The organism is Thalassotalea eurytherma (assembly GCF_030161415.1).
GTDB classification, from domain to species: domain Bacteria; phylum Pseudomonadota; class Gammaproteobacteria; order Enterobacterales; family Alteromonadaceae; genus Thalassotalea_G; species Thalassotalea_G eurytherma.
Genome location: NZ_BSSU01000009.1, coordinates 119,583 through 139,282 on the forward strand (window position 1 = coordinate 119,583; position 19,700 = coordinate 139,282).

Annotated in this window: 19 protein-coding genes; 13 read left to right on the forward strand and 6 right to left on the reverse strand. The window is 39.2% G+C overall.

Features of this window, described 5'->3' with window-relative positions:
* The first annotated feature begins 47 nt into the window (after positions 1 to 47).
* Together lpxL and QQK02_RS10015 are read left to right on the forward strand one after the other, a co-directional pair.
* Positions 48 to 992 (forward strand): LpxL/LpxP family Kdo(2)-lipid IV(A) lauroyl/palmitoleoyl acyltransferase, encoded by a 945-nt coding sequence (gene lpxL / locus QQK02_RS10010; RefSeq protein ID WP_284207872.1) that lies wholly within the window; start codon positions 48 to 50, stop codon positions 990 to 992.
* 43 nt (positions 993 to 1,035) lie between these two features.
* Entirely contained in the window at positions 1,036 to 1,737 is a 702-nt protein-coding gene (locus tag QQK02_RS10015; RefSeq protein ID WP_284207873.1) for a TcpQ domain-containing protein, read from the forward strand.
* A 34-nt stretch (positions 1,738 to 1,771) separates the two neighbouring features.
* On the opposite strand, the gene glnE is transcribed toward QQK02_RS10015, so the two are convergent.
* Entirely contained in the window at positions 1,772 to 4,654 is a 2,883-nt protein-coding gene (glnE, locus tag QQK02_RS10020) for a bifunctional [glutamate--ammonia ligase]-adenylyl-L-tyrosine phosphorylase/[glutamate--ammonia-ligase] adenylyltransferase (RefSeq protein WP_284207874.1), read from the reverse strand.
* A gap of 165 nt (positions 4,655 to 4,819) precedes the next feature.
* Here glnE and QQK02_RS10025 point away from each other — a divergent pair, with 165 nt between their 5' ends.
* The 9 genes from QQK02_RS10025 to QQK02_RS10065 all read left to right on the forward strand — a co-directional run bounded on the left by QQK02_RS10025 (position 4,820) and on the right by QQK02_RS10065 (position 12,232).
* On the forward strand, positions 4,820 to 5,782 hold the full coding sequence (locus QQK02_RS10025; RefSeq protein ID WP_284207875.1) for a hypothetical protein: 963 nt from the start codon (positions 4,820 to 4,822) through the stop codon (positions 5,780 to 5,782).
* 8 nt (positions 5,783 to 5,790) lie between these two features.
* On the forward strand, positions 5,791 to 6,693 hold the full coding sequence (locus QQK02_RS10030; RefSeq protein WP_284207876.1) for a DUF350 domain-containing protein: 903 nt from the start codon (positions 5,791 to 5,793) through the stop codon (positions 6,691 to 6,693).
* A gap of 27 nt (positions 6,694 to 6,720) precedes the next feature.
* On the forward strand, positions 6,721 to 8,424 hold the full coding sequence (locus tag QQK02_RS10035) for a polyamine aminopropyltransferase (protein ID WP_284207877.1): 1,704 nt from the start codon (positions 6,721 to 6,723) through the stop codon (positions 8,422 to 8,424).
* Between the two features lie 114 nt (positions 8,425 to 8,538).
* The gene (locus QQK02_RS10040) at positions 8,539 to 8,952 is read left to right on the forward strand and encodes a YjfI family protein (RefSeq protein WP_284207878.1); all 414 of its coding nucleotides are present in this window, start codon (positions 8,539 to 8,541) and stop codon (positions 8,950 to 8,952) included.
* A gap of 20 nt (positions 8,953 to 8,972) precedes the next feature.
* Complete coding sequence (locus tag QQK02_RS10045; RefSeq protein WP_284207879.1) at positions 8,973 to 9,662, forward strand: PspA/IM30 family protein; 690 nt, start codon at positions 8,973 to 8,975, stop codon at positions 9,660 to 9,662.
* A 52-nt stretch (positions 9,663 to 9,714) separates the two neighbouring features.
* Positions 9,715 to 10,350 (forward strand): hypothetical protein, encoded by a 636-nt coding sequence (locus tag QQK02_RS10050; protein WP_284207880.1) that lies wholly within the window; start codon positions 9,715 to 9,717, stop codon positions 10,348 to 10,350.
* 2 nt (positions 10,351 to 10,352) lie between these two features.
* Entirely contained in the window at positions 10,353 to 10,679 is a 327-nt protein-coding gene (locus QQK02_RS10055) for a hypothetical protein (protein WP_284207881.1), read from the forward strand.
* 76 nt (positions 10,680 to 10,755) lie between these two features.
* Complete coding sequence (locus QQK02_RS10060) at positions 10,756 to 11,016, forward strand: Lpp/OprI family alanine-zipper lipoprotein (RefSeq protein WP_284207882.1); 261 nt, start codon at positions 10,756 to 10,758, stop codon at positions 11,014 to 11,016.
* Positions 11,017 to 11,104: 88 nt separating this feature from the next.
* Positions 11,105 to 12,232: an acyltransferase family protein gene (locus tag QQK02_RS10065; RefSeq protein WP_284207883.1), complete on the forward strand. Its 1,128-nt coding sequence runs from the start codon at positions 11,105 to 11,107 to the stop codon at positions 12,230 to 12,232.
* On the opposite strand, the gene QQK02_RS10070 is transcribed toward QQK02_RS10065, so the two are convergent.
* Entirely contained in the window at positions 12,207 to 13,013 is an 807-nt protein-coding gene (locus QQK02_RS10070) for a L,D-transpeptidase family protein (RefSeq protein WP_284207884.1), read from the reverse strand. The two genes, QQK02_RS10065 and QQK02_RS10070, sit on opposite strands and share 26 nt — an antisense overlap.
* A gap of 77 nt (positions 13,014 to 13,090) precedes the next feature.
* Entirely contained in the window at positions 13,091 to 14,608 is a 1,518-nt protein-coding gene (locus QQK02_RS10075) for a CYTH domain-containing protein (protein WP_284207885.1), read from the reverse strand.
* 186 nt (positions 14,609 to 14,794) lie between these two features.
* Between QQK02_RS10075 and QQK02_RS10080 the strand changes: the two genes are divergently transcribed.
* Together QQK02_RS10080 and QQK02_RS10085 are read left to right on the forward strand one after the other, a co-directional pair.
* Positions 14,795 to 15,394 carry a TIGR04211 family SH3 domain-containing protein gene (locus tag QQK02_RS10080; RefSeq protein WP_284207886.1) on the forward strand — a complete coding sequence of 200 codons (600 nt, stop codon included), beginning with the start codon at positions 14,795 to 14,797 and terminating at the stop codon, positions 15,392 to 15,394.
* 7 nt (positions 15,395 to 15,401) lie between these two features.
* Positions 15,402 to 16,490, forward strand: coding sequence for a glycosyltransferase family 4 protein (locus QQK02_RS10085; RefSeq protein WP_284207887.1), 1,089 nt, complete (start codon positions 15,402 to 15,404; stop codon positions 16,488 to 16,490).
* Here the strand turns inward: QQK02_RS10085 and QQK02_RS10090 are convergent.
* From QQK02_RS10090 to QQK02_RS10100, 3 genes are read right to left on the reverse strand one after another with little or no spacing between them, the layout of a single operon-like run.
* On the reverse strand, positions 16,477 to 17,499 hold the full coding sequence (locus QQK02_RS10090) for a CDP-glycerol glycerophosphotransferase family protein (RefSeq protein ID WP_284207888.1): 1,023 nt from the start codon (positions 17,497 to 17,499) through the stop codon (positions 16,477 to 16,479). The two genes, QQK02_RS10085 and QQK02_RS10090, sit on opposite strands and share 14 nt — an antisense overlap.
* Positions 17,500 to 17,515: 16 nt before the next feature.
* A complete protein-coding gene (locus QQK02_RS10095; protein ID WP_284207889.1) occupies positions 17,516 to 17,911 on the reverse strand; it encodes an adenylyltransferase/cytidyltransferase family protein in 396 nt (131 codons plus the stop codon).
* A gap of 36 nt (positions 17,912 to 17,947) precedes the next feature.
* Positions 17,948 to 19,363, reverse strand: a complete 1,416-nt coding sequence (locus QQK02_RS10100) for a capsule assembly Wzi family protein (RefSeq protein ID WP_284207890.1) — start codon at positions 19,361 to 19,363, stop codon at positions 17,948 to 17,950.
* Positions 19,364 to 19,700: the final 337 nt, after the last annotated feature.

The following is a 19,700-nucleotide window of genomic DNA, read 5'->3' on the forward strand; positions in this document are numbered from 1 at the left end:
TGGCGTATAATTCTCGCCCATAAATCGCAAGAAGAAATTGATTAATTTTGAGCAGCAACAAAGTATTACAACCTAATTTCAAACTGTCGTTTTTGTTACCGAAATACTGGCTAACTTGGTTCGCCGTATTCATTTTATATTCTATTTCATGGTTGCCTTATAAATGGCAACTAGGCTTGGGCCGCATGGTCGGTAGGCTACTGATGAAGATAGGCTCAAGTCGTCAAAGCGTTGCCGATACCAATCTTAAATTGTGTTTTCCGAATATGTCAGAAGACGAAAGAAAACGTATGTTAAAAGCTAATTTCGAAAATACCGGCATTGCATTGTTTGAAACAGGCATGGGTTGGTGGTGGCCAAACTGGCGTGTAAAGCGCAAAGTAAAAGTTAAAGGATTAGAGCACATAGCTAAGGCAAAAGAAGCGGGTAATGGCGTTTTATTATTAGCGATGCATTATCTAAGCGTCGAGATAAATTGCAGAGCAATGGGCACACAGCACCCTACCGTTGTTTTCTATCGACCACATAATAATGAGTTAATGGAATACTTTCAGTTTCGAGGACGCGGCCGCTCAAACAAATACATGTTAGGCAAACGTGATGTTAAAGGGTTAATTCGCTCCCTTAGAGAAAAAGAAACTTGTATCTATTTGCCCGATCAAGACTATGGCAGAAGCAAAAGTGAGTTTGTGCCGTTTTTCAACGTTAAAGATGCCGCAACGACCACCGGCACGCTTATTTTTGCACGCCAAAAAAATGTAGAAACCATGATGGTTATCCCTACACGTAATGAAGACGGCTCGGGATATACAATAGAAGTAACACCAGCATTAGAGAACTTCCCAACCGATGATGACGTCGCAGATGTAACACGCGTTAACCAAGAATTAGAAAAGGCTATAATGCGTGCACCAGATCAATACATGTGGCTACACCGTCGTTTTAAAACTCGACCAACCCCCGAAGATCCTTCATTGTATAAAAAATCATAATTGAGTAGAGTAAACAGTATATTAACAGGCAGTATTTGAGTTTATGAGCTTTTGGATTAGAAATTTAATTTTTGGCACTATCTTGGCGGGTGTCGCATACGTTCTTTTAGCCAACATGGATATGATATCTGAGTTTGCGAGTGGCTTTACCGGATCTTCATCTGAAGCATTAGTAAAAGAAACGCCCAAAGAAGAATTTAAAACCGACACAACACCAAATGCTAAACCAGAGCCACAATCAAGAAGTGAACGCTTATCAAGCAATAAAGCAGCTGAAGGCTTATCAAATTTTTACTCAAGTATTAGACCTGGGCTTGACGATAAAGGCCCCGTTGTAAGAAAAAATGTGGTTTACTTAAATGAGCCACAAGGTAGCCTAGAAGATATTTTAGAAGCCCGTAAAATGATTACTCGCCCATATCGAAAATCTTGGCGTGGCGATATATCAAGCAGACCATTTAGAACCGGCGAAACCTTATATCAGAAACTGTCTCAATTTGGTGAAGAGCAAGGTCTTGAAGTGGTTTGGTGGCTAGATAAAGATTTTATCGTTAAAGATCCGTTTCGCATTAATAAAAACATTGTCCGTACAGCCTACCAAGTAGGTAAAGCCATTGAAGGCCATTTTGAAAATGGTATCGACATTTATTTTTGTCATCAACATCGTAACATCACACTAATTAGTGGCGGTAATAACTACCTTGCACAAAACTGCACTTTGCTTGATTCAGAAAATGCTAGGTAATCCCTGCACTTTCCACTTTCCAATCATTTCTTCGTCACTTTTTCGTGACGAAAAACGATGAACATAGTGTTTGTACTTGATTCATCATCATCAACGTTTCACTATCCTGCGTGACATTTTTAGCATTTTTAGCATTTTTCAATGTTGCTATATGGCCTTGGTTTCGCAGCGTTTGGTAAGTGTTAACCAATAGGTTTGCTTGGCTATCACTCAGAATATTTTGCGTAACTAAGCTTTCAAAGATTCGAATGTTGTCGCTGTATTTACAGATTGATGGCGAGCCATGGGCATGATTAAGCACCAAGAATTGAGCCAAAAACTCAATATCAACCAAACCACCTTGACCATGCTTTAAGCTGACGTACTCTGGCGTTGATTCATCGAGGTGATTGCGCATTTTTTCACGCATATTGGTAACGTCTTCAAGTAATTGCTCTTGGGATCTTGGCAACATTAGGATTTGCTTACGGATGTCAGCAAATTTCTCAATTAATTGAGGCTGCCCATAAATTCCCCTTGCCCGCACAAGTGCTTGATGCTCCCAAGTCCATGCTTCTTCTTGTTGATATTTGGCAAAATTGTCAAGGTGCACCACTAACAAGCCTGAGTTGCCCGACGGTCTCAATCTCATATCGAGCTCATACAACATACCACTTGCCATACGAGTGTTAAATATGTGCATGATTCTCTGGGCTAACTTCATGTAAAACTGAGAGGCTGGTACTTGTTTTTCTCCCGAGGTTAATTCATTAGGATCTATATTATGGAGAAAAACCAAGTCTAAATCAGAGCTGTAACCTAGCTCAAGACCGCCCATTTTTCCGTAACCGATAACAACAAATCCTTTATCATTCGTGCCTTCTAACGAGGCAGGAATACCAAATCGTTGACTAACATGCTGCCATGCTTGATTAATCACTTCATGCAAAATCGCAGCAGCAAGCGAGGTTAAGTGGTCACTCACCTTCATCAGTGGTAATACACCACTTACGTCACCGGCAGCAATGCGTAATTGTTGAGATTGTTTAAAGTGACGCAGGCTATCCATTTGCGCTTCAACATCATCTTCTGGTACACGCAGCATTAATAGCTGTAAATCAGGCAAATAACTATCAAGTGATGGTGGGTTATGGAGCAATTTAGGGTCGATCAATTCATCAAGCAAAATGGGATATTTAGCTATCTGCTCACTTATCCACTCACTTGCTAAACATAATTTTATCAGGTGCTTTAACGCACCTTCATTCTCATATAACAGTTCCAAATAGGCAGTTCGTGTACTAATGCGATTTAATATTTTAAATACGCGATCAACAATCAGCACCGCTTCTATTTCATTTTCAACTAAAAATAACAGCCTCGGCATAAGCTTATCGAACATTTGTCGACCACGAGGACCAATGCTCCGCTTTTTCAAGTCGGTGTGAAATGTAATTAACAACTGACTTAATGTCTCAGCATCGAGCTTAGGAGCAGTTTGATGAATACTATGTGATATATCATCATCTATTTCCAATGCGAGCCAAACCGATTGCCATGCTTGATCGTCACCTGAATGCTTAGGGCTTTCCTCACCTATTAACAAACAAAATTCTTGATGAACCGATTGGGTATAACGGCTTAATTGGTCTAAAAATTCAGGCCAATTTCCAATCCCCAAAATTGTAATTAATCTCAGCTGGTTTAACTCATCATCAGGCAAGGTTTGTGTTTGTTCGTCGTTGAACGCTTGAATAACATTTTCGCAACGACGTAAAAAGCAATAAGCACTTTGCAAATGTTCAGCGCTGGTTTGAGACAACTCATTGTGCTCAACCAGCAAAGGCAAAACAGTTAGTAAGTTACGCTCTTGCAGTTCAGGAATTCGACCACCACGAATCAATTGAAAAACTTGGACAATAAATTCTATTTCACGAATGCCGCCCGCACCAAGTTTAATGTTATTGGTTAGCATTTTTCGTCTCGTTTCTTGCACAATCATCATTTTCATTTTGCGCAAACTTTCGATAACACTAAAATCGATATAACGTCTAAAAACAAAAGGCCGAAGCATACTTTGCAAGATGCTGTGGTAATCGCTGTCACCAATAAGCCGAGCTTTGAGCATGGCATAACGTTCCCAGTCTCGACCTTGCTCTTGGTAATAGCCTTCTAACGCATTAAAACTCATCACCAGAGGACCGCTTTCACCAAAGGGTCTTAATCGCATATCAACACGGTAGACAAATCCACCAGCCGTTTGTTGATTAAGTGCCGTAATTAACTTTTGCCCTAAGCGTGTAAAATACTGGTGATTGTCAATCGACTTCCTTGCACCTACTGTTTCGCCTGCTTCAGGGTAAGTAAAAATCAAATCAATGTCTGAAGAAAAATTTAGTTCCTTCCCACCAAGTTTACCCATGGCGTAAACAAGTAACGGTTGTTCTATGCCATCACTATTCACTGGCTTGCCCCATTTTTTCTGGCAGTCTTCATTTAACCAATGTTGTGATGATAAAATCAATGCTTCAGCTAGCCAAGACAAAGCAGCTAAGCAGTCTTTAAGGGGGGCGTTGAACACCAAATCAGCAAAAGCAATACGTGTCATCTCCAATTGACGTGTTTGCCTTAACACTCTGTGAAGTTGCACTTCATCTAAGCAAGTCTCTATAGATTGTGTTAATTGCTGCTGATAGTTGAGTGGCAACAATTTAAAAAAGTCATCTTGACTGACTAATGCAAGGAACTGTTCAGGCAACTGCATAGCAACATTAAAAATAAAGTCACTCAAGGCAAAGCCTTTTTGAATATTTTCTTTCACTTGAGAAGGCAATGTAGCCAAATGCTCGTTACTAAGTTTTTCGCTATATTGCTGCCAATAGTGAGATGATTTGGCGGAAAGTAATTCAGGCAAAGGGGTAATTTGTTGGCTAGACACGATAATTTTCCTTAACAATCTTATTAATTATTGTCTTTATCTCGACTTAGCTTATCATTGAAGCTATTGCATGATGTAATATTTAATGAATTTATTAGACATATTATGTCACTAATGCTAAAAGTGAATTATTACTCAGGCATTTTTGAAGGAGCCTAGACAAAAATGCAACCTTTTAAGGTCATTACATTTTTACTGATATTTTTACTCAGTGCCTGTTCAGACCCTGTCGCTGAACAAATTGAAATACAATTGCCGGTGACAGAGCAACGTGTTGCTTCTCTTGGGCAATCGTTGTCATCAGGACAAGTCACGAACGCAGCGTTGATAAAGCAATACGCTCAAAAGGTGATAGCGGCTAAGCCTGATTTAACACCAATTGTCGACGTCATTGCTCGTGATGCTACTAAACAAGGGCCATTGTTTAACGCCCTTCAGGATCGTGTCAATCAAGTAAAAAATATGCCTCAGCTATTTGCCAGCAATGAAGAACGTTATCGAGAGTTGCTCAACATTTTTGAAGCTGCCGATCCTATTTTATTTTCTGACGCACTAAGCGATCCTCTCAATGTACTAGCAGATATGTCAGATGGTCTGTTACCTCGAGTGAACTCTTTATCAAAAGCGCAAAGTATGCAAGCTAATAGCGCACAAGACTTTGGTGTAGGTGAACAATTAATTGGTAACCCAAGTTATGGACAATGGTCGCAAGGTAGCAACGGCTTATCATTCTGGGAATGGTATGGCATGTACGCCTTAATGGATAACATTTTTGGTTCTCGACGCACCTATTACAGAGATTGGGGTCGCTCTAGAAATTACAGCTATTACAATGACTTTGGTAGAACACGATACAGCTCGCCTAGCACGTTAAGAAAACAAGTTAATTTGGATAACCGCACGAGAAAATCGTTTGAGAGTAAAGGGCAGAAATATACAAGTGCCTATGCGAAAAATAGAACAGGTGCTTCAAGCATTTCCTCTAAAAGTAAAGCTGCGCAATCTAGTGCTAGTCGCTTCCAAAAAACAACAGCAAGTAAAAGTAGCTACGCAAGTAAATCAAAAAAAAACGCGAGCTTTAGAAATAGTAGAACTAACACTTCTCGTAGTACACGACGAGGCAAATAGGAATAACAATGAACAGTTTTATTGAATTTAGTGCAATCAATCAAGACCTCTTGATTTACTTAGCAATCGACGTATCCATTGCCATTATTCTACTCGGCGCAATGCGATTTATTTCTGGTTTATCGGCTAACGTTAACACGACTGATGAACTGTCAAAGCAAGACAACTTTGCATTTGGTATTAGCGTTGCGGGTAGCTTTTTAGCCCTTGGTATAGTGCTTACTGGCGCTATCACTGGCGAAGCAGCCGATAGCTACTTATGGGAAATTATTGGCATGCTCAGCTATGGTATTTTCGGTATTTTACTGATCAAGGTTGGCCGTATTATTCATGACAAATTTGCCTTACAGCACCTAGATAAAACTCAGTTGATACTCGATCGTAATATTAGCGTAGGTATCGTTGATGCTGCTGGTGCAATTGCGACAGCGATCGTTATTCGTGCAGTGTTACTTTGGGTGCATGGCTTAACGGTATATACCTTCATTGCAATCTTTTCAGGCTTTATCGTCTCGCAAGCAGTACTCGTTATCGTAACACGCCTAAAAGAGCGTCATTATGCAAAACATAACCAAGCTGACTGCATGCAAGAAGCACTATCAAATGGTCAGGTAGCTATCGCTATTCGATATGCAGGCCAAGTCATCAGTACTGCTTTAGCGGTAACGGCTGCTAGTCACTTCTTTACATTTAACGAGCAAGCTATTTTACCTAATTTAATTGGCTGGCTGGTATTTGGCTTCATTATGACAATCACCGTTGCGATATTAACAACCATCGCCAAAAAACTCGTATTAGTTGGTATCAACTTAATTGAAGAGGTTGATCAACAACACAACATTGGCGTTGCAAGTGTTGAAATGGCAATCAGTATCTCAATTGCATTGATCTTAACTGCGCTCATGGCGTAATTGAAAATAAAAAAAGGTTTACTGGGCATGCCCAATAATAAGAAGTTTTTTTGGGACGACAGTTTATTGATTTTAACCATGGCCCTGTTAGCGGGCTGTGGTTTAATCTATGAATACCTTTTATCTCATTATGCCGGTCGTGTATTAGGCGTAATGGAAAGCACCATTTATACCATGATAGGCCTGATGATAGTCTCTATGGGTATAGGTGCATTTGCTGCTCGATATGTTAAATGTGCTTTCAATGGTTTTCTTTATCTTGAACTAATTATCGCCTTTTTAGGTACAACCGCCATTCTCACCATTGGCGGTTTAATCGCTGTTACCCAATTACTCCCTCACATTATCGCTGATACTTTTGCTTTGCCGCCAGACGCAATGCCAAAAGGTGGTTTTATGAAAAGCCTGCATTGGTTAGCAATGAAGTCTCCTTACGTTTTTGGTTTTTTCTTAGGCTTTTTCATTGGTATGGAAATCCCACTTATAGCCCGTGTGAGAGAAATTGTTCACCAAAAGCATTTGGAGAATAACTTAGGCACGATGTACGGTGCCGATTACATTGGTGCAGGTATTGGTGCTGCAATTTGGGTAACGTTTCTGCTTACCATAGACATCAACGAAGCAGCGGCCATTACAGCCAGTATTAACCTCTTCGCTGGCGTACTCTTCATGAGCCGTTATTGGCAGATGATTAAGCGCAAAGCCCTACTCGTCGGCGGCCACATTATATTTTCTTTTCTGATTGTTATCGTGTTTCAATACGGCAACAATTGGCTCAATCAAATGAGCAATTTATTGTATTTAGATAAAGTCGTTTATACCGATAAAACAAGATATCAACAACTAACATTCACCGAGCGGTTGTTAGGCAGTGACCATAATACGGTAATCAATTTTTATCTTAACGGACGATTACAGTTTTCTTCATCAGATGAATTTATCTACCACGGTTACCTGGTAGAGCCTGTACTTGCAGGATCTGCCCGCCAAGAAAATATATTAATCGTTGGCGGTGGTGACGGTTTAGCACTAAGAGATGTTTTACGCTGGCAGCCTAAAAACGTGACATTAATTGATCTTGACGCTCAATTGATGGAACTATTTACGTCACCTGATGAGCATTTGCCAAGCCCATTAGCGCGAAAAATAAAACAACTAACACAAAATAGCTTCAGCGATGAACGCGTTGAAGTCATCGCCGCCGATGCATTTTTAGCTATTGATGAGCTCATCAAGCAAAACCGACAATATGATGCAGTGATAGTTGATTTACCTGATCCAAGCCACCCTGACCTAAACAAACTTTATAGCGTGAATTTCTATGCGCGCATCAAGCAATTGTTATCAGGAGATGGCCTGATGGCAATTCAATCAACGAGCCCTTATCACGCAAAAGATGCCTTTATCGCCATAGGCAACACAGTTGACGCAGCTGGTTTTGCTCATACAGAACAATATCATGACAATGTGCCTAGCTTTGGAGAATGGGGTTGGACAATAGCAGCTAAAGCTGGCGCTTCACCTTTAGCCCGCTTAGAAAAACTAGATAAATTGCCTGAGCATCAATGGTTAACCAAGGCGCTAATGCTATCGGCTTTCGAATTTCCAGAAAACTTTTACAAAAATCAAAGTGAGATTGATATTAATTACTTGGGTAGTCACACCATTTATCAATTACATCAGCAGGCGTGGCAAAGCCAACAAGGGTTAAATAACTCACATTTACAATAAATTTAAAAATGCACTTGACATAATATGTCTAAATGCTACATTTGACATCAAGACATAATATGTCTAAACATAATTGGTATTATCCAATTAGCTACTTATAACATGAGGACGAACATGAATATCCATAAGATAGCAGATCATCTAAATACCTTAGCTGATAATTCAGACACTGGACTTGTTTTCGATTGTCAGCCTATTTCAGGTGAAGTAGATGTTTTACAAATTAGTGTTATTGGTCGTGAAGAGTTACCTATTTTTGTTTCGGTAACTGACGATCAAATATTATGTATCACCTACCTTTGGGGTGAAGACGAAGTGAAGCCAGGGAGCTTAGCTGAGATGCATACCAGTATGTTAGAAATGAACATACCGATGCCATTATCATCGTTTTCAAAAATTGGTGATAAGTACGTTATTTTTGGCGCATTATCGATGAGTTCTTCTTTCCACGATATTGAGCATGAACTTGCCGTGTTGAGCAATAACGCACTTGAAGTTATTGACGACATGGGTGAATACCTCGTTTAAGTTTCCATCAGGAGTATATTATGAGCATTTTTAAGAAAATTATGACCGCTGTGCGTGGTGGAGCTACTGAAGTTGGCGAATCTATCGTTGATGCCAATTCAACGCGCATATTTGAACAAGAAATACGCGACGCAGAAAATCATTTAACCAAAGCAAAACGTGACCTAACAGGCGTAATGGCACAACAAATGTCAGCTTCACGTGAAGTTGATCGCATTAAACGTGATATTTCTGAGCACGAAGGTTTTGCAACACAAGCATTAGAGCAAGGCAATGAAGCGTTAGCATTGGAAGTGGCAGAGAAAATTGCTGCCTTAGAAAGTGAACTAGCGACAAACGAACAGTCATTAGCTAGCTTCGAATCGAACGCTACTCGACTTAAAGAACTTGTTAAAAAGTCAGAGCGTCAAATCACAGAGTACAAACGCCAGCTGTCTATGGTGAAAACAACAGAAAGTGTACAAAAGGCTACGTCAGCTATCACTGACAACTTTTCATCATCTAACTCTAAATTGTTAAACGCGAAAGACTCACTTGAGCGTATTAAAGCGAAACAGCAAAAGTTTGATGACCAATTAAAAGCAGCAGAAGTATTAGAATCTGAAGACTCTGATAATTCATTAGAGGCTAAACTTAAAGCTGCAGGTATTGGTGCACAAGACAACAGTGCAAACTCTGTACTAGATCGCTTAAAAGCGAAACAAAAATAGAACTTTCCTTTTATATCGCCAGCATAATGCTGGCGTTTTTCGTAGGTAATATATGAGCTTTTTTAAGAAACTATTTAGCGACGAAAAGCCTGCTCGCCAACTCACCCACGCTAGTCAACTGCAAGTAAAAGACATTATCGTATTATGCGATAGTTTTGCTTTACCAGAGCAATTGAGAAAACAGCAATTTGAAGTGATCGAAGTGAATAGTTATGAATACCAACATCACACTGATACTGAATGGGTTTTACTCGGCGTAAGCGGTGAAAAGCTTTACTTAACACTTGATTCAGATGATAAAAATTACCTAAAGTTTTCGCTAGAATTAGAAAGGTCTGATGTTGAAGAAATCTTTGATTTAGATGAATTCGGTTTAATATTTGAAGAGCCTGCCTGTGAGTTAAATACTCAGAATAAGCCTGCAGATATAGCGCAATGGCTAGACGACCAATATCACCGTCAAGCCTATGGCCAAATTGGCTACTTTCATCGCAAAGATCATCGTAGCCAATCGTTATCATCGTATGAAGGCAAAGATGCTGGCGAGCAATTTGAACAATATACCTTGTATAATGGTGATGAAGGCAAAGGGTTAGATATTGAAGTATGGCAAGACGGTGATACCGATGTTTTTCTTATTCTCTTCCGCCCTATTAGTGATATTAAAGATATGTTCCCTGGAAGTTAATAATGACCAGCAGAAAAGTACCTGAAAAATGGCAATCCTCCCTTAAAGCAGCAAAAGCAACTCAAGTTGCTTTTGATATGGATGAGAAAATTCAACTCGCCATTCGACAAGAAGCACTCACCCATGGTTTGAGTCCTTCAGACCAAATTCGCGACATATTAGGATTGCCAATAAACAAGCGTCCTAAGCGACCAAGACTTACAGTGAGTTTAAGTACTGATGACTATAAGGTGTTAGCCGAAAAATATGAGTTAGATCCTAGCGACCAACTTGAAATAAAGAAAAAGCTAATGGAAGATCTAATCAAGCATGTTATTGATAATGCATAATTAAATTGTTTTGGACAAATTTTCTACTATTGTTAAAGTATAAGTAGAAATAAATAAACAAAATAAGGGAAACACTATGTTATTACGAAATATCGCTGTAGCTGGGTTATCAGTTTTGGCTATAGGTTGCGCAAACACTGGCGATCTTGAAGCGAAAGTAGATAGCTTAACCAATAAAGTTGATAGTTTATCTAACCAAGTCAGTGCGTTAGAATCAAAAGTTGATTCAGCTGCAAGTGCTGCTAACGATGCCAAAGCGATGGCAAAAGATGCACAAATGGCAGCAAAAGAAGCTAAAAGTAAAGTTGATAACATGGTGTCAACTTACAAGAAATAAGCTATGACTGTTAAATAAACAAAGCCGATGATCTTTGCATCGGCTTTTTATTATCTGAATTTTGACAAAAAATCTAAAAGGAAGAGCAATGACCAAGGAAAGGTATTTTGAACTGGATTGGTTGCTTGTGATGTTAATACTTGCCGTATTTATGCACCACGTTTTCATGCCTTTTAACGGTGATGATTGGCATATTATGAACCAAGAATCAAGTAAGTTTCTTGATAATACCATGGTGTATTTCGAACAATTGAGACTTCAGTCATTATTTTTCATCGCTGGTGCCGGCAGTTTGTTGTTATTAACAAAACTTAGCGGCAAAGCATTTATGCTCAATAAGTTTCACCGCTTATTGGTCCCCCTGATTATTGGTATGCTGCTAATTGTGCCTCCCCAGCACTATTATGAGCATATTCAAGATTACCCAAACCTTTGGTCCGCCTATCAACAAAGAGCGCTTGCGTTCTCACCAAATCACTTATGGTTTATCGAGTTTCTATTGGTTTTTATGGTGCTAGCTATCCCACTAAAACGATTGATATATTCTAAAAACGGACAGCATGTTAATACAAGGTTAGAGCAACTCGTCTCACATAAACACGGGCTTTTTTCACTTGTGATAGTCATTGTAGGTTGTCGCTTTGCCTTGAAAGCCTTTTTCCCTTCACAAGAGACTCATTTGGCTAACCCTTCAGTCTCTCTCTTTTATTTACTATTCTTTATTTTTGGGATGTTGTTTATCAGTTCACCCAAAGTATGGCAGGTATTAAGAGACAACCGACGCATCAACTTATACTGGTTTGTTATATGTAGCTTGCTATTTTATGCTTGGTTCAACAAGCCTGACATTAGCCCATACGTTTCATTAGAAATGCGATGGCAAATGTATTGGGCGGTGTGCAGTTTGGTATCGTGGTCCGGTTTGTTAACAATGCTTGGTTATGCTGGGCAATACTGCACAACAACGCCGAACTGGCTTCGTCGTGCTAATGAACTAATCTACCCCTTCTACATACTTCACCAAACCATCATCGTTGCTTTTGCTTATTATATTGTCCAGTGGAACGCTAGCATCGCCATTAAATCTGTTAGTTTACTGGTTAGTTCTTTCTTGGTATGTAGCTTTTGTTGCCTATTAGTCATCCGTCCATTTAATGGCTTGCGTTATGCCTTTGGACTAAAAAAGAAAACTACAGCGATACAACAATCCCTTTAGGTTTATCTAACAAGGGTGCAAGTATCGCTTGCTCTTCCTCTGACTGAACAAAGTTTTTAAGCACACGTTGATATTTTTTATCGTTCAGAGATTCTCCGTCACTCAGTGGTCGATGAATCTCGATATGCTTGCCATCTAGCTCGTATGACATCTTTATTGGCTGGTCGACAATTCGCACAACCGTATTTAACGGTACATGCTCATAAAGCCACTCAATGTCGTCGTCAAAAAGGCGAATACAACCAGAGCTAGAGCGCATACCAATGCCTATTCGCTGATTGGAACCATGAATAAGGTAAACACTTGTGCCTAACCTAAGCGCATACTTGCCAAAAGGGTTATCTGGACCAGCGGGCACTTCTTTTGCCAAAGGCTTACCATGTTCTGCTAAATACCTTGCTTGCATTTCCTTTGTTGGTCGCCACACAGGGTCTTCGCGTTTCTCACCGATATAGCTTTTAGTCTTGGGGGTTGACAACCCTTGTTTACCAATACCAATAGGGAAAACATGCACGACATCACTGTCAGGTGAAAAATAGTAAAGTCGTAATTCAGGTAAGTTAATAACGATCCCTTCATGAGGCGTATATGGCAACAGCATTTTACTTGGAATGACCATGCGAGCTCCCACTTTAGGTAAAAATGGGTCTAGATCTGGGTTAGCATCAATTAACGCGAGAAAACCTACATTAAATTTTTCGGCAATTGCTTGAAAGTAATCCCCGTCTTTAACTGTATAGTTAAAATCCTCACCGATAATGCGAGACTCAGGATGAGTCATTAGATAAGGTTTAGCGTTCAAACACCAACTCAATGAACAAAACAAAAGGCTTATTAATAAATGACGCAATGTCATAGTTAATTGCGCCAATAGGGAATGATTGAGGCAGCATGTTGATGAGATTGTGAAATGGTCTCTACCAAATGCTCCATTTTCATATCAAACCATGTACATAATTTTTCATTTTTAGGCGTCAAGCCATCAAGCTGAACATCTAATATCCATAATGTTTGCAACTCGTTAAGCCCTTCCAGCACATCAAGCCACGCATTGCGGTAGTTTTTGCGTGTCGTAGGTTCGAAATAGTTACCCAACCAATTACCAGTTAATAAACTACGTATTAACAACTTGCGTTGAGCAAGTAGCGCTTGAGCTACCTCTAAATAGTCATTTCCGTCTGAATGCAACTGCGCTTGTTGTAATGACTCTTCAAGTTTTTGACTGGCAAGTTTTCGATTGTCGATTGCAAATGGTTTAATAGTAATTGACTGATTAACAAGCATTTCAAGTAAATCGAGTTGAAGTAAGTTAAAGCGCTCACTCATAATCAGTTGCTTAACTTGCTCTTGCTCAGGAAAGCGTCGATGTTCAATTTTTAATTGCTCAACAAGTTGTTCTGAATACTCTATTTTCTTGCGATAAGCACCCGATTTATTCATCAGCACTGTAAAAAATTGCGCATTATCTACCCATGAAAACAATTTAATAAAATGGGATAAATCCGTTCTCAGCTGAGCACTTTTAGTCTCGTCTTCAACTGCGTCTTGAAATAACCAAAAACCATGGCGAATCAAAATCAAGCTATCAACAAAGCTTCCTAAAGTATCAAAATCAGGACTTTTAATGTAACCGGCAATTGTTTTTTGCAAGTGAGTTAGGCCTTGAGACATACCTTGATAAAACATCGACGATAAACTGGCTTGTCCTTCAATCGCAATCATTGGTAACTGAGTTGGATAAGACGAAGGTTTTTGATGATATAACCCATAACCGCGTGCAGCTTTGCTTTCAATGCCGGATCTTAAATTGAGAAAATGAAATAATTGACGAGCAAAGTCGAATAAGTCTTGTGTATTGCCTTTCACCAGCTCTAATTCAACTTCATTGATTAACTCTTCGCGATCAGCACTACGAATAGCTCCTTGATCATATACAAACTCAAACTGTGCTCCATTATCTAGATCAACTAGCCATGTATGGCGTTCAAAATCGGTAGAGAAAAGACAAATTAAGGATTCTTGGAGTTGATTAACGTCGCAGCCTTCTGGCCAAATTTCCACTGGGAATTTGCTCAATTGAGGGAAGTTACCGGTCAGCGAGACATTGTATTCAGGACGTTTATGTAAACCACCAACCACTTGGCCTGCGGTTTTTATCGTTTGCTCACTACTCGAGCTTTCTTGAGACTGATAATTGCGCGTTCTTAAACCAAAGTCTAACGCTCTAAAGTCAAGTGTAGGTGTATCGAAGTACTGATTTTTTAGCGTATTTACTTTGTGTTGATAAGATAAGTTTGAATTAGCGAGATACTGCTCAATTTTGGAAATAACATCAGTATCTTCAACTAAAAATTTCAACTCAATTTCGTCGGCCATTTTGCCCTAGTCAATGCATTTAATTTCATTTTATATAGCCATAACATACTAAAAGTCACCATTAAGCGCAATAAAGCAGAGCCATTCAAAGGCATTGAAATTACACATTAAAACAATCTTCACTTGCCTTCGATTGAGCAAAGCCCTAATATTTTGACAAATCACTTTATCCAGTTCGGTTATACCATGAGAGCCATTTTCGTTTTTGCCCTTATTTTTTCACTTTTTTCAACCAAGAGCTTTGGTCAAGAAGCCAATCCCCAAGACGCCATGGAGCGCGGTTTCATATCAGATGACTTATTTGTCTATATGCATGCAGGAGCTGGTACAAATTACCGTATCGTTGGCAGTATCAATGCGGGTAACGAAATTCGCTTAACCGGTGAGCAAGCTAATGGCTATACCCAAATTACCGACGAGAAAGGCCGAACAGGTTGGGTTGAAGAAAAGTTTGTCAGCACCAACCCAAGTTTACGTAGTGTTATTGCCCAGTTAAATAGTGAGCTTGCGAGTTATACTGAAACAGAGCAAAGACTTAATGATGAAATTAGCAGTAAACAAGGCCAAATAATTACACTTGAGGAACAACATAGTGCATTAAAAAGTGATTATGATGCCCTCACCAAGCAACATGATGAATTAGCGTTGCAAGTGAGCAATCAAGATTTAGAACTGAAAAAACAATACTTTTTTTATGGCGCGATGGTGTTAGGTGTTGGTTTATTATTAGGGATTATTTTACCCCATTTAGCTGCTAAAAAGCGTAAGACTCAAAGCTGGGGATAATGTCCAGATGAATCTCTTAGTGCTGCCCAACTTAGGCCGTTCGTATAATAGCGTACGACCTGAGGCAACGATTTATATCGACTTGGCCAAGCGAGGCCATCAAATAACAATAATGACAAATGATGATGATGCCTATTTACAAGAATATGTAAACTCCGGCCTCAAGGTCCTTAATATATCGAGTAAAAAGAAGTTATCACTGTCAGCGATTAAAACAATCAACCGGTATATAAAAAGTAGCAACATAGATATTGTCTATGCTACTACTTCGAGAACGATACCCAATGCCGTATGGGGCGTTATGGCTACCAAGGCTAAAATAATCGCCTACAGAGGTACAACGGGCGGCCTATATCGGACAGATCTTTCAAACTATTTATCTGTGTTAAACCCAAGAGTTGATGGTTTTATTTGCGTCTCTAAAGCAGTTGAAAAGCATGTTAAGGCGCAAGTGCTAGGCAATCAAATCACTCGCATGATATATAAAGGTCATGATATCGAGTGGTATCAAGAACCAGCGGTTTGCCTAGAAAGTTTAGGCTCTTCACCTTCATTTTTTAATTTGATGTGTGTAGGAAGTATCCGACCGCACAAGGGCACTTTTGTGGTGCTTGATGCTTTAGCCACAATTAAACACTTAACTAACATAAAGCTTATTTTAGTGGGCGAAAACCTCAACAGTGTTGAATTTGATCAATACATCACCAAGCGTGGTATTGAACATATGGTCATTAGAACGGGCTTTAGAGCTGACGTTCCTGCTGTTGCTAAGAGCTGTGATGTTACAATTCTCCCCTCGAAGAGAGAAGGTTTACCGAGAGTGGTATTAGAATCACTGGCCGTTGGCACACCTGTTATCTCAACAGATAATGAAGGCACATTAGAAATTATTGAAGCGCAAGAAAACGGTTTGATATTTCCAGTTGGTGATAGTCAAGCGCTAGCTAATTGCATAGAAACGGTATACAAAGATTCAGAGCTGCTTGAAAGATTAACGACTAATGCTCAAACAGCTATTAGAACCAAATTTTCACATCAAGCAACGGTTGAACAGTACGAACAGTTCTTTGAAGAAATGATGTCTAAAAAAACGTAAAGTAATTAAACTTTTTACGTAGTTTAAGTTTTCTCACTAAGTTTAATGGTTTTCGTTTTAAGCCTTGTTTTGCTACTTCATCAACAGCGTCTAATATACGAGTCGCACTGTTACCATCTTGATATGGGTGGACTTGTGCAATGTAACTCTTAATATCTGAACCAAGCTGCTCATTCGTTAAAATGCTATCGAGAGAGCTCGCTAAGCTATCTGGATTCGTGATATTTACAATCGCATTTTGTGGCTGGCGATTGTTAAATGTAATAACTCTTTTCCCCATCAGTAGCGCTTCATCAATAACACTTGATGTATCAGAAACTAAAACATCGTTAGATAAAATTAATGGCAAAATATTATCTTCAGTTGAAATGACAAGGTGGTCACTCGCTATTGTTTTATATTGCGCGATTAATTCTGGATCCATTTTAGGGTGGAATTTAATCGTAACTTGATAATCACCGTTTTGGGAAATCTCTTGAAAGCGCTCAAATAATGCAGGTGCTGACGTTAAGCGCGGGCTAAAAGTGGGCGCATATAACACCTTCATTTTAGTCGACTTATTCTCTTGGGAATTATTCTTTAGCGCGAAGTAAGGATCGAGTTTTGGCCACCCTGTTTCTTTGACGTAAAAGTACTTATGTTTTTGATTGAGTTCATTAAACTTGTTGGTGGTTATCGGTCCATGTGTACAATAAACATCAAAGAAACCACGAATAATGAAATGCCCTTTTTTCTTATATTCAAGGCCATGAAAAACCTGTACTTTAATCCCTGGAATAAAGTCTGGTACAACATTACCAGGAACAAAAACCGCATAAGCATCATAATCAACAGCTTGTTCTATGCTTGTTAATACCTGCTCACCCGCTTCAAAAAGCGTATCATCAACATCATGACCTTCGACGAACCAAGCAGCACTATCACCGTTAGCTAATATGCGCTCTTGAATTGGGCGTAATATGCCAAAACTATAATTTTGGCCGATATAAAAGAGGTATTTTTTCGACATAGACTGCCCTTAACACTTATGACTTTTGACGAACAACTTCAATTATCTCAGTCGTTGAAATAGAAGGCGTACGTGGAAGGTAAACGACTCCACAGTGTGGTTTAAGATGATCGAATTTATCCTGCCAATCATCCCCCATGACCAATACATCGGCCTTATGCTCTTGGATATATTGAAGTTTCTTCTCTAAAGACTCTTCAATAAAGACATCATCTACAAAAGAAAGCACACTGATAATCTTTAACCTGTCCGCTTCGCAGTAAATGGGATTACGACCCTTTTTAGAAAAATTTAACGCATCGGATGATACACCTACAACAAGTCGATCGCCTAAAGCTGAAGCTCGCTGCAAAATATTGACGTGGCCAACATGAAAAACATCAAATGTGCCAAAAGTAATTACTGTTTTCATAAAATTCTCAATGTTAAAGCGATAAAAGCTGGCGTTCTAATAAGAGTAAGAAACCGAGATTCTATAATAATCTTCATCATAAACATCTCGGCCGGCTTTAAACTCGGCGCCCCAAAAGGCATTATCGAAAAAGGTCGAATATCGAACATCTAACTCATAACCTAATGTATATCCGTCATAATCTCGATCTTTGTTATCAATAAAGCGCAACTTTGTATCAATAACATCTGTTGATGCTAGGTTATAGATCCAATTAATGTGATAACTTTTGGCACCAGCATCAGAGCCATCAATACGTTCATCTCCTCCCCAGTGGCCGATAACATGACCGTCATTACGGTTACCATCGCTATAAATACCGTTTTCGTACCAAGCGTTTTGCCAAACGCTATGCTCTAATCTCAGGCTACTGTTTTGTGTAATTCCAGGTAAAAACAAACCGAAAGTAAATGATGTATTACCTAACTTATAGTTTTTATGGCCTGCGGTATCTTCACCTGCATACTCACCATAAAAACTACCTTGTTGGGAGAATAGGTTGAAATTATATTTCACCGTCAGTGAAGCTAACTGATCACCAAACTCAAAATTTGGATCGTCAAAGTCGTCACTAGAGCCTTTGTTATCCTTTCCTACCGGATCAAAAAACGCTTTAAGAAAATCAGAAAAGGTAACCGTTCGCGCTCCACCGCCGAACTGAAACAAACGATTAAAACCAAAGGTAATATTTTCCCAAGGCGCTAAACTAAAATGGGTGCCCGCTAAATACGGTCGTCCTGGCTCACTTGTATCCCCAAGTTTGATGGCTTCTTGCTCATCCATATACATCAGGAAGAAATCATATCTAAATCTAAAGCGCGTAAACGGTTCATAGTTACTAATAGAAATAGATGGGTAAGTTTTTGCGTGGGTGCTTATTAACATTGCACTATCGTAGGCTGGCGAGTACCAATGCTCTTTATAGCCAACATCAACTTGTGCATATTCATTGCCAAAACTGACTAATGTATTTAGCGGAATAAAATCTTCTTCAGTCGCAATAAATGCACCACTAAACAATAAGTTTTCATGGGCTAGCCAGAAGCCGTCAACTTCTAATTGAATGGTATCTGAAATATTTTGTCCACGTTCGCTTGGTAAGTTATGTTCTTGGTCACTATAGGAAAGTTTTGCTTTCGCACGGGTTATGCCTTTATTTTGCTTATAGCGAATTAAATACCGTTTGATCTTTTTATGAAGTAACGGGTCCGTTTCTTTTATCGCGTCATTCAACCTATTAATATCGACGGCTTTATAGGGTTTTGTAAGCAGATCAGCATTCGGCGCTTTTGATAATAGTACCTCTATCAAGTGTTCGAATTCAGGTGCCGACTTAAGCGGTAAGTATGGAGAAACGCCAGATGCGTTGATAGCAAAAGAACACACTATAAGCAGTAGAGCAAAAAGTCTCATTTTAATCCGTTAATCATTATCAAAGGCTCCGTATAATATAATATCTTGTCACTTGAGCAAAATCTTAGGCTTAAAAATATTGATATTTAGTGATAAAACCTCTTTTAGGCATTGGGGCAGACTAAAAAACGCAATAACGAATCATTATTTTGCATCATCATCTTCGGTTAACCGTCTAACAACAATAAGCAATAGCATTAAAGTATATGTGATTGAGATAATTTTTATTGACACTTTGACTCCTTCTAGGTTATTAATATCCCAACAAAGAAAAACCTTAGAATATTTATTCAAATGAAAGAGATAATTAAGCACAACATTATTTTACTCCTCCTCG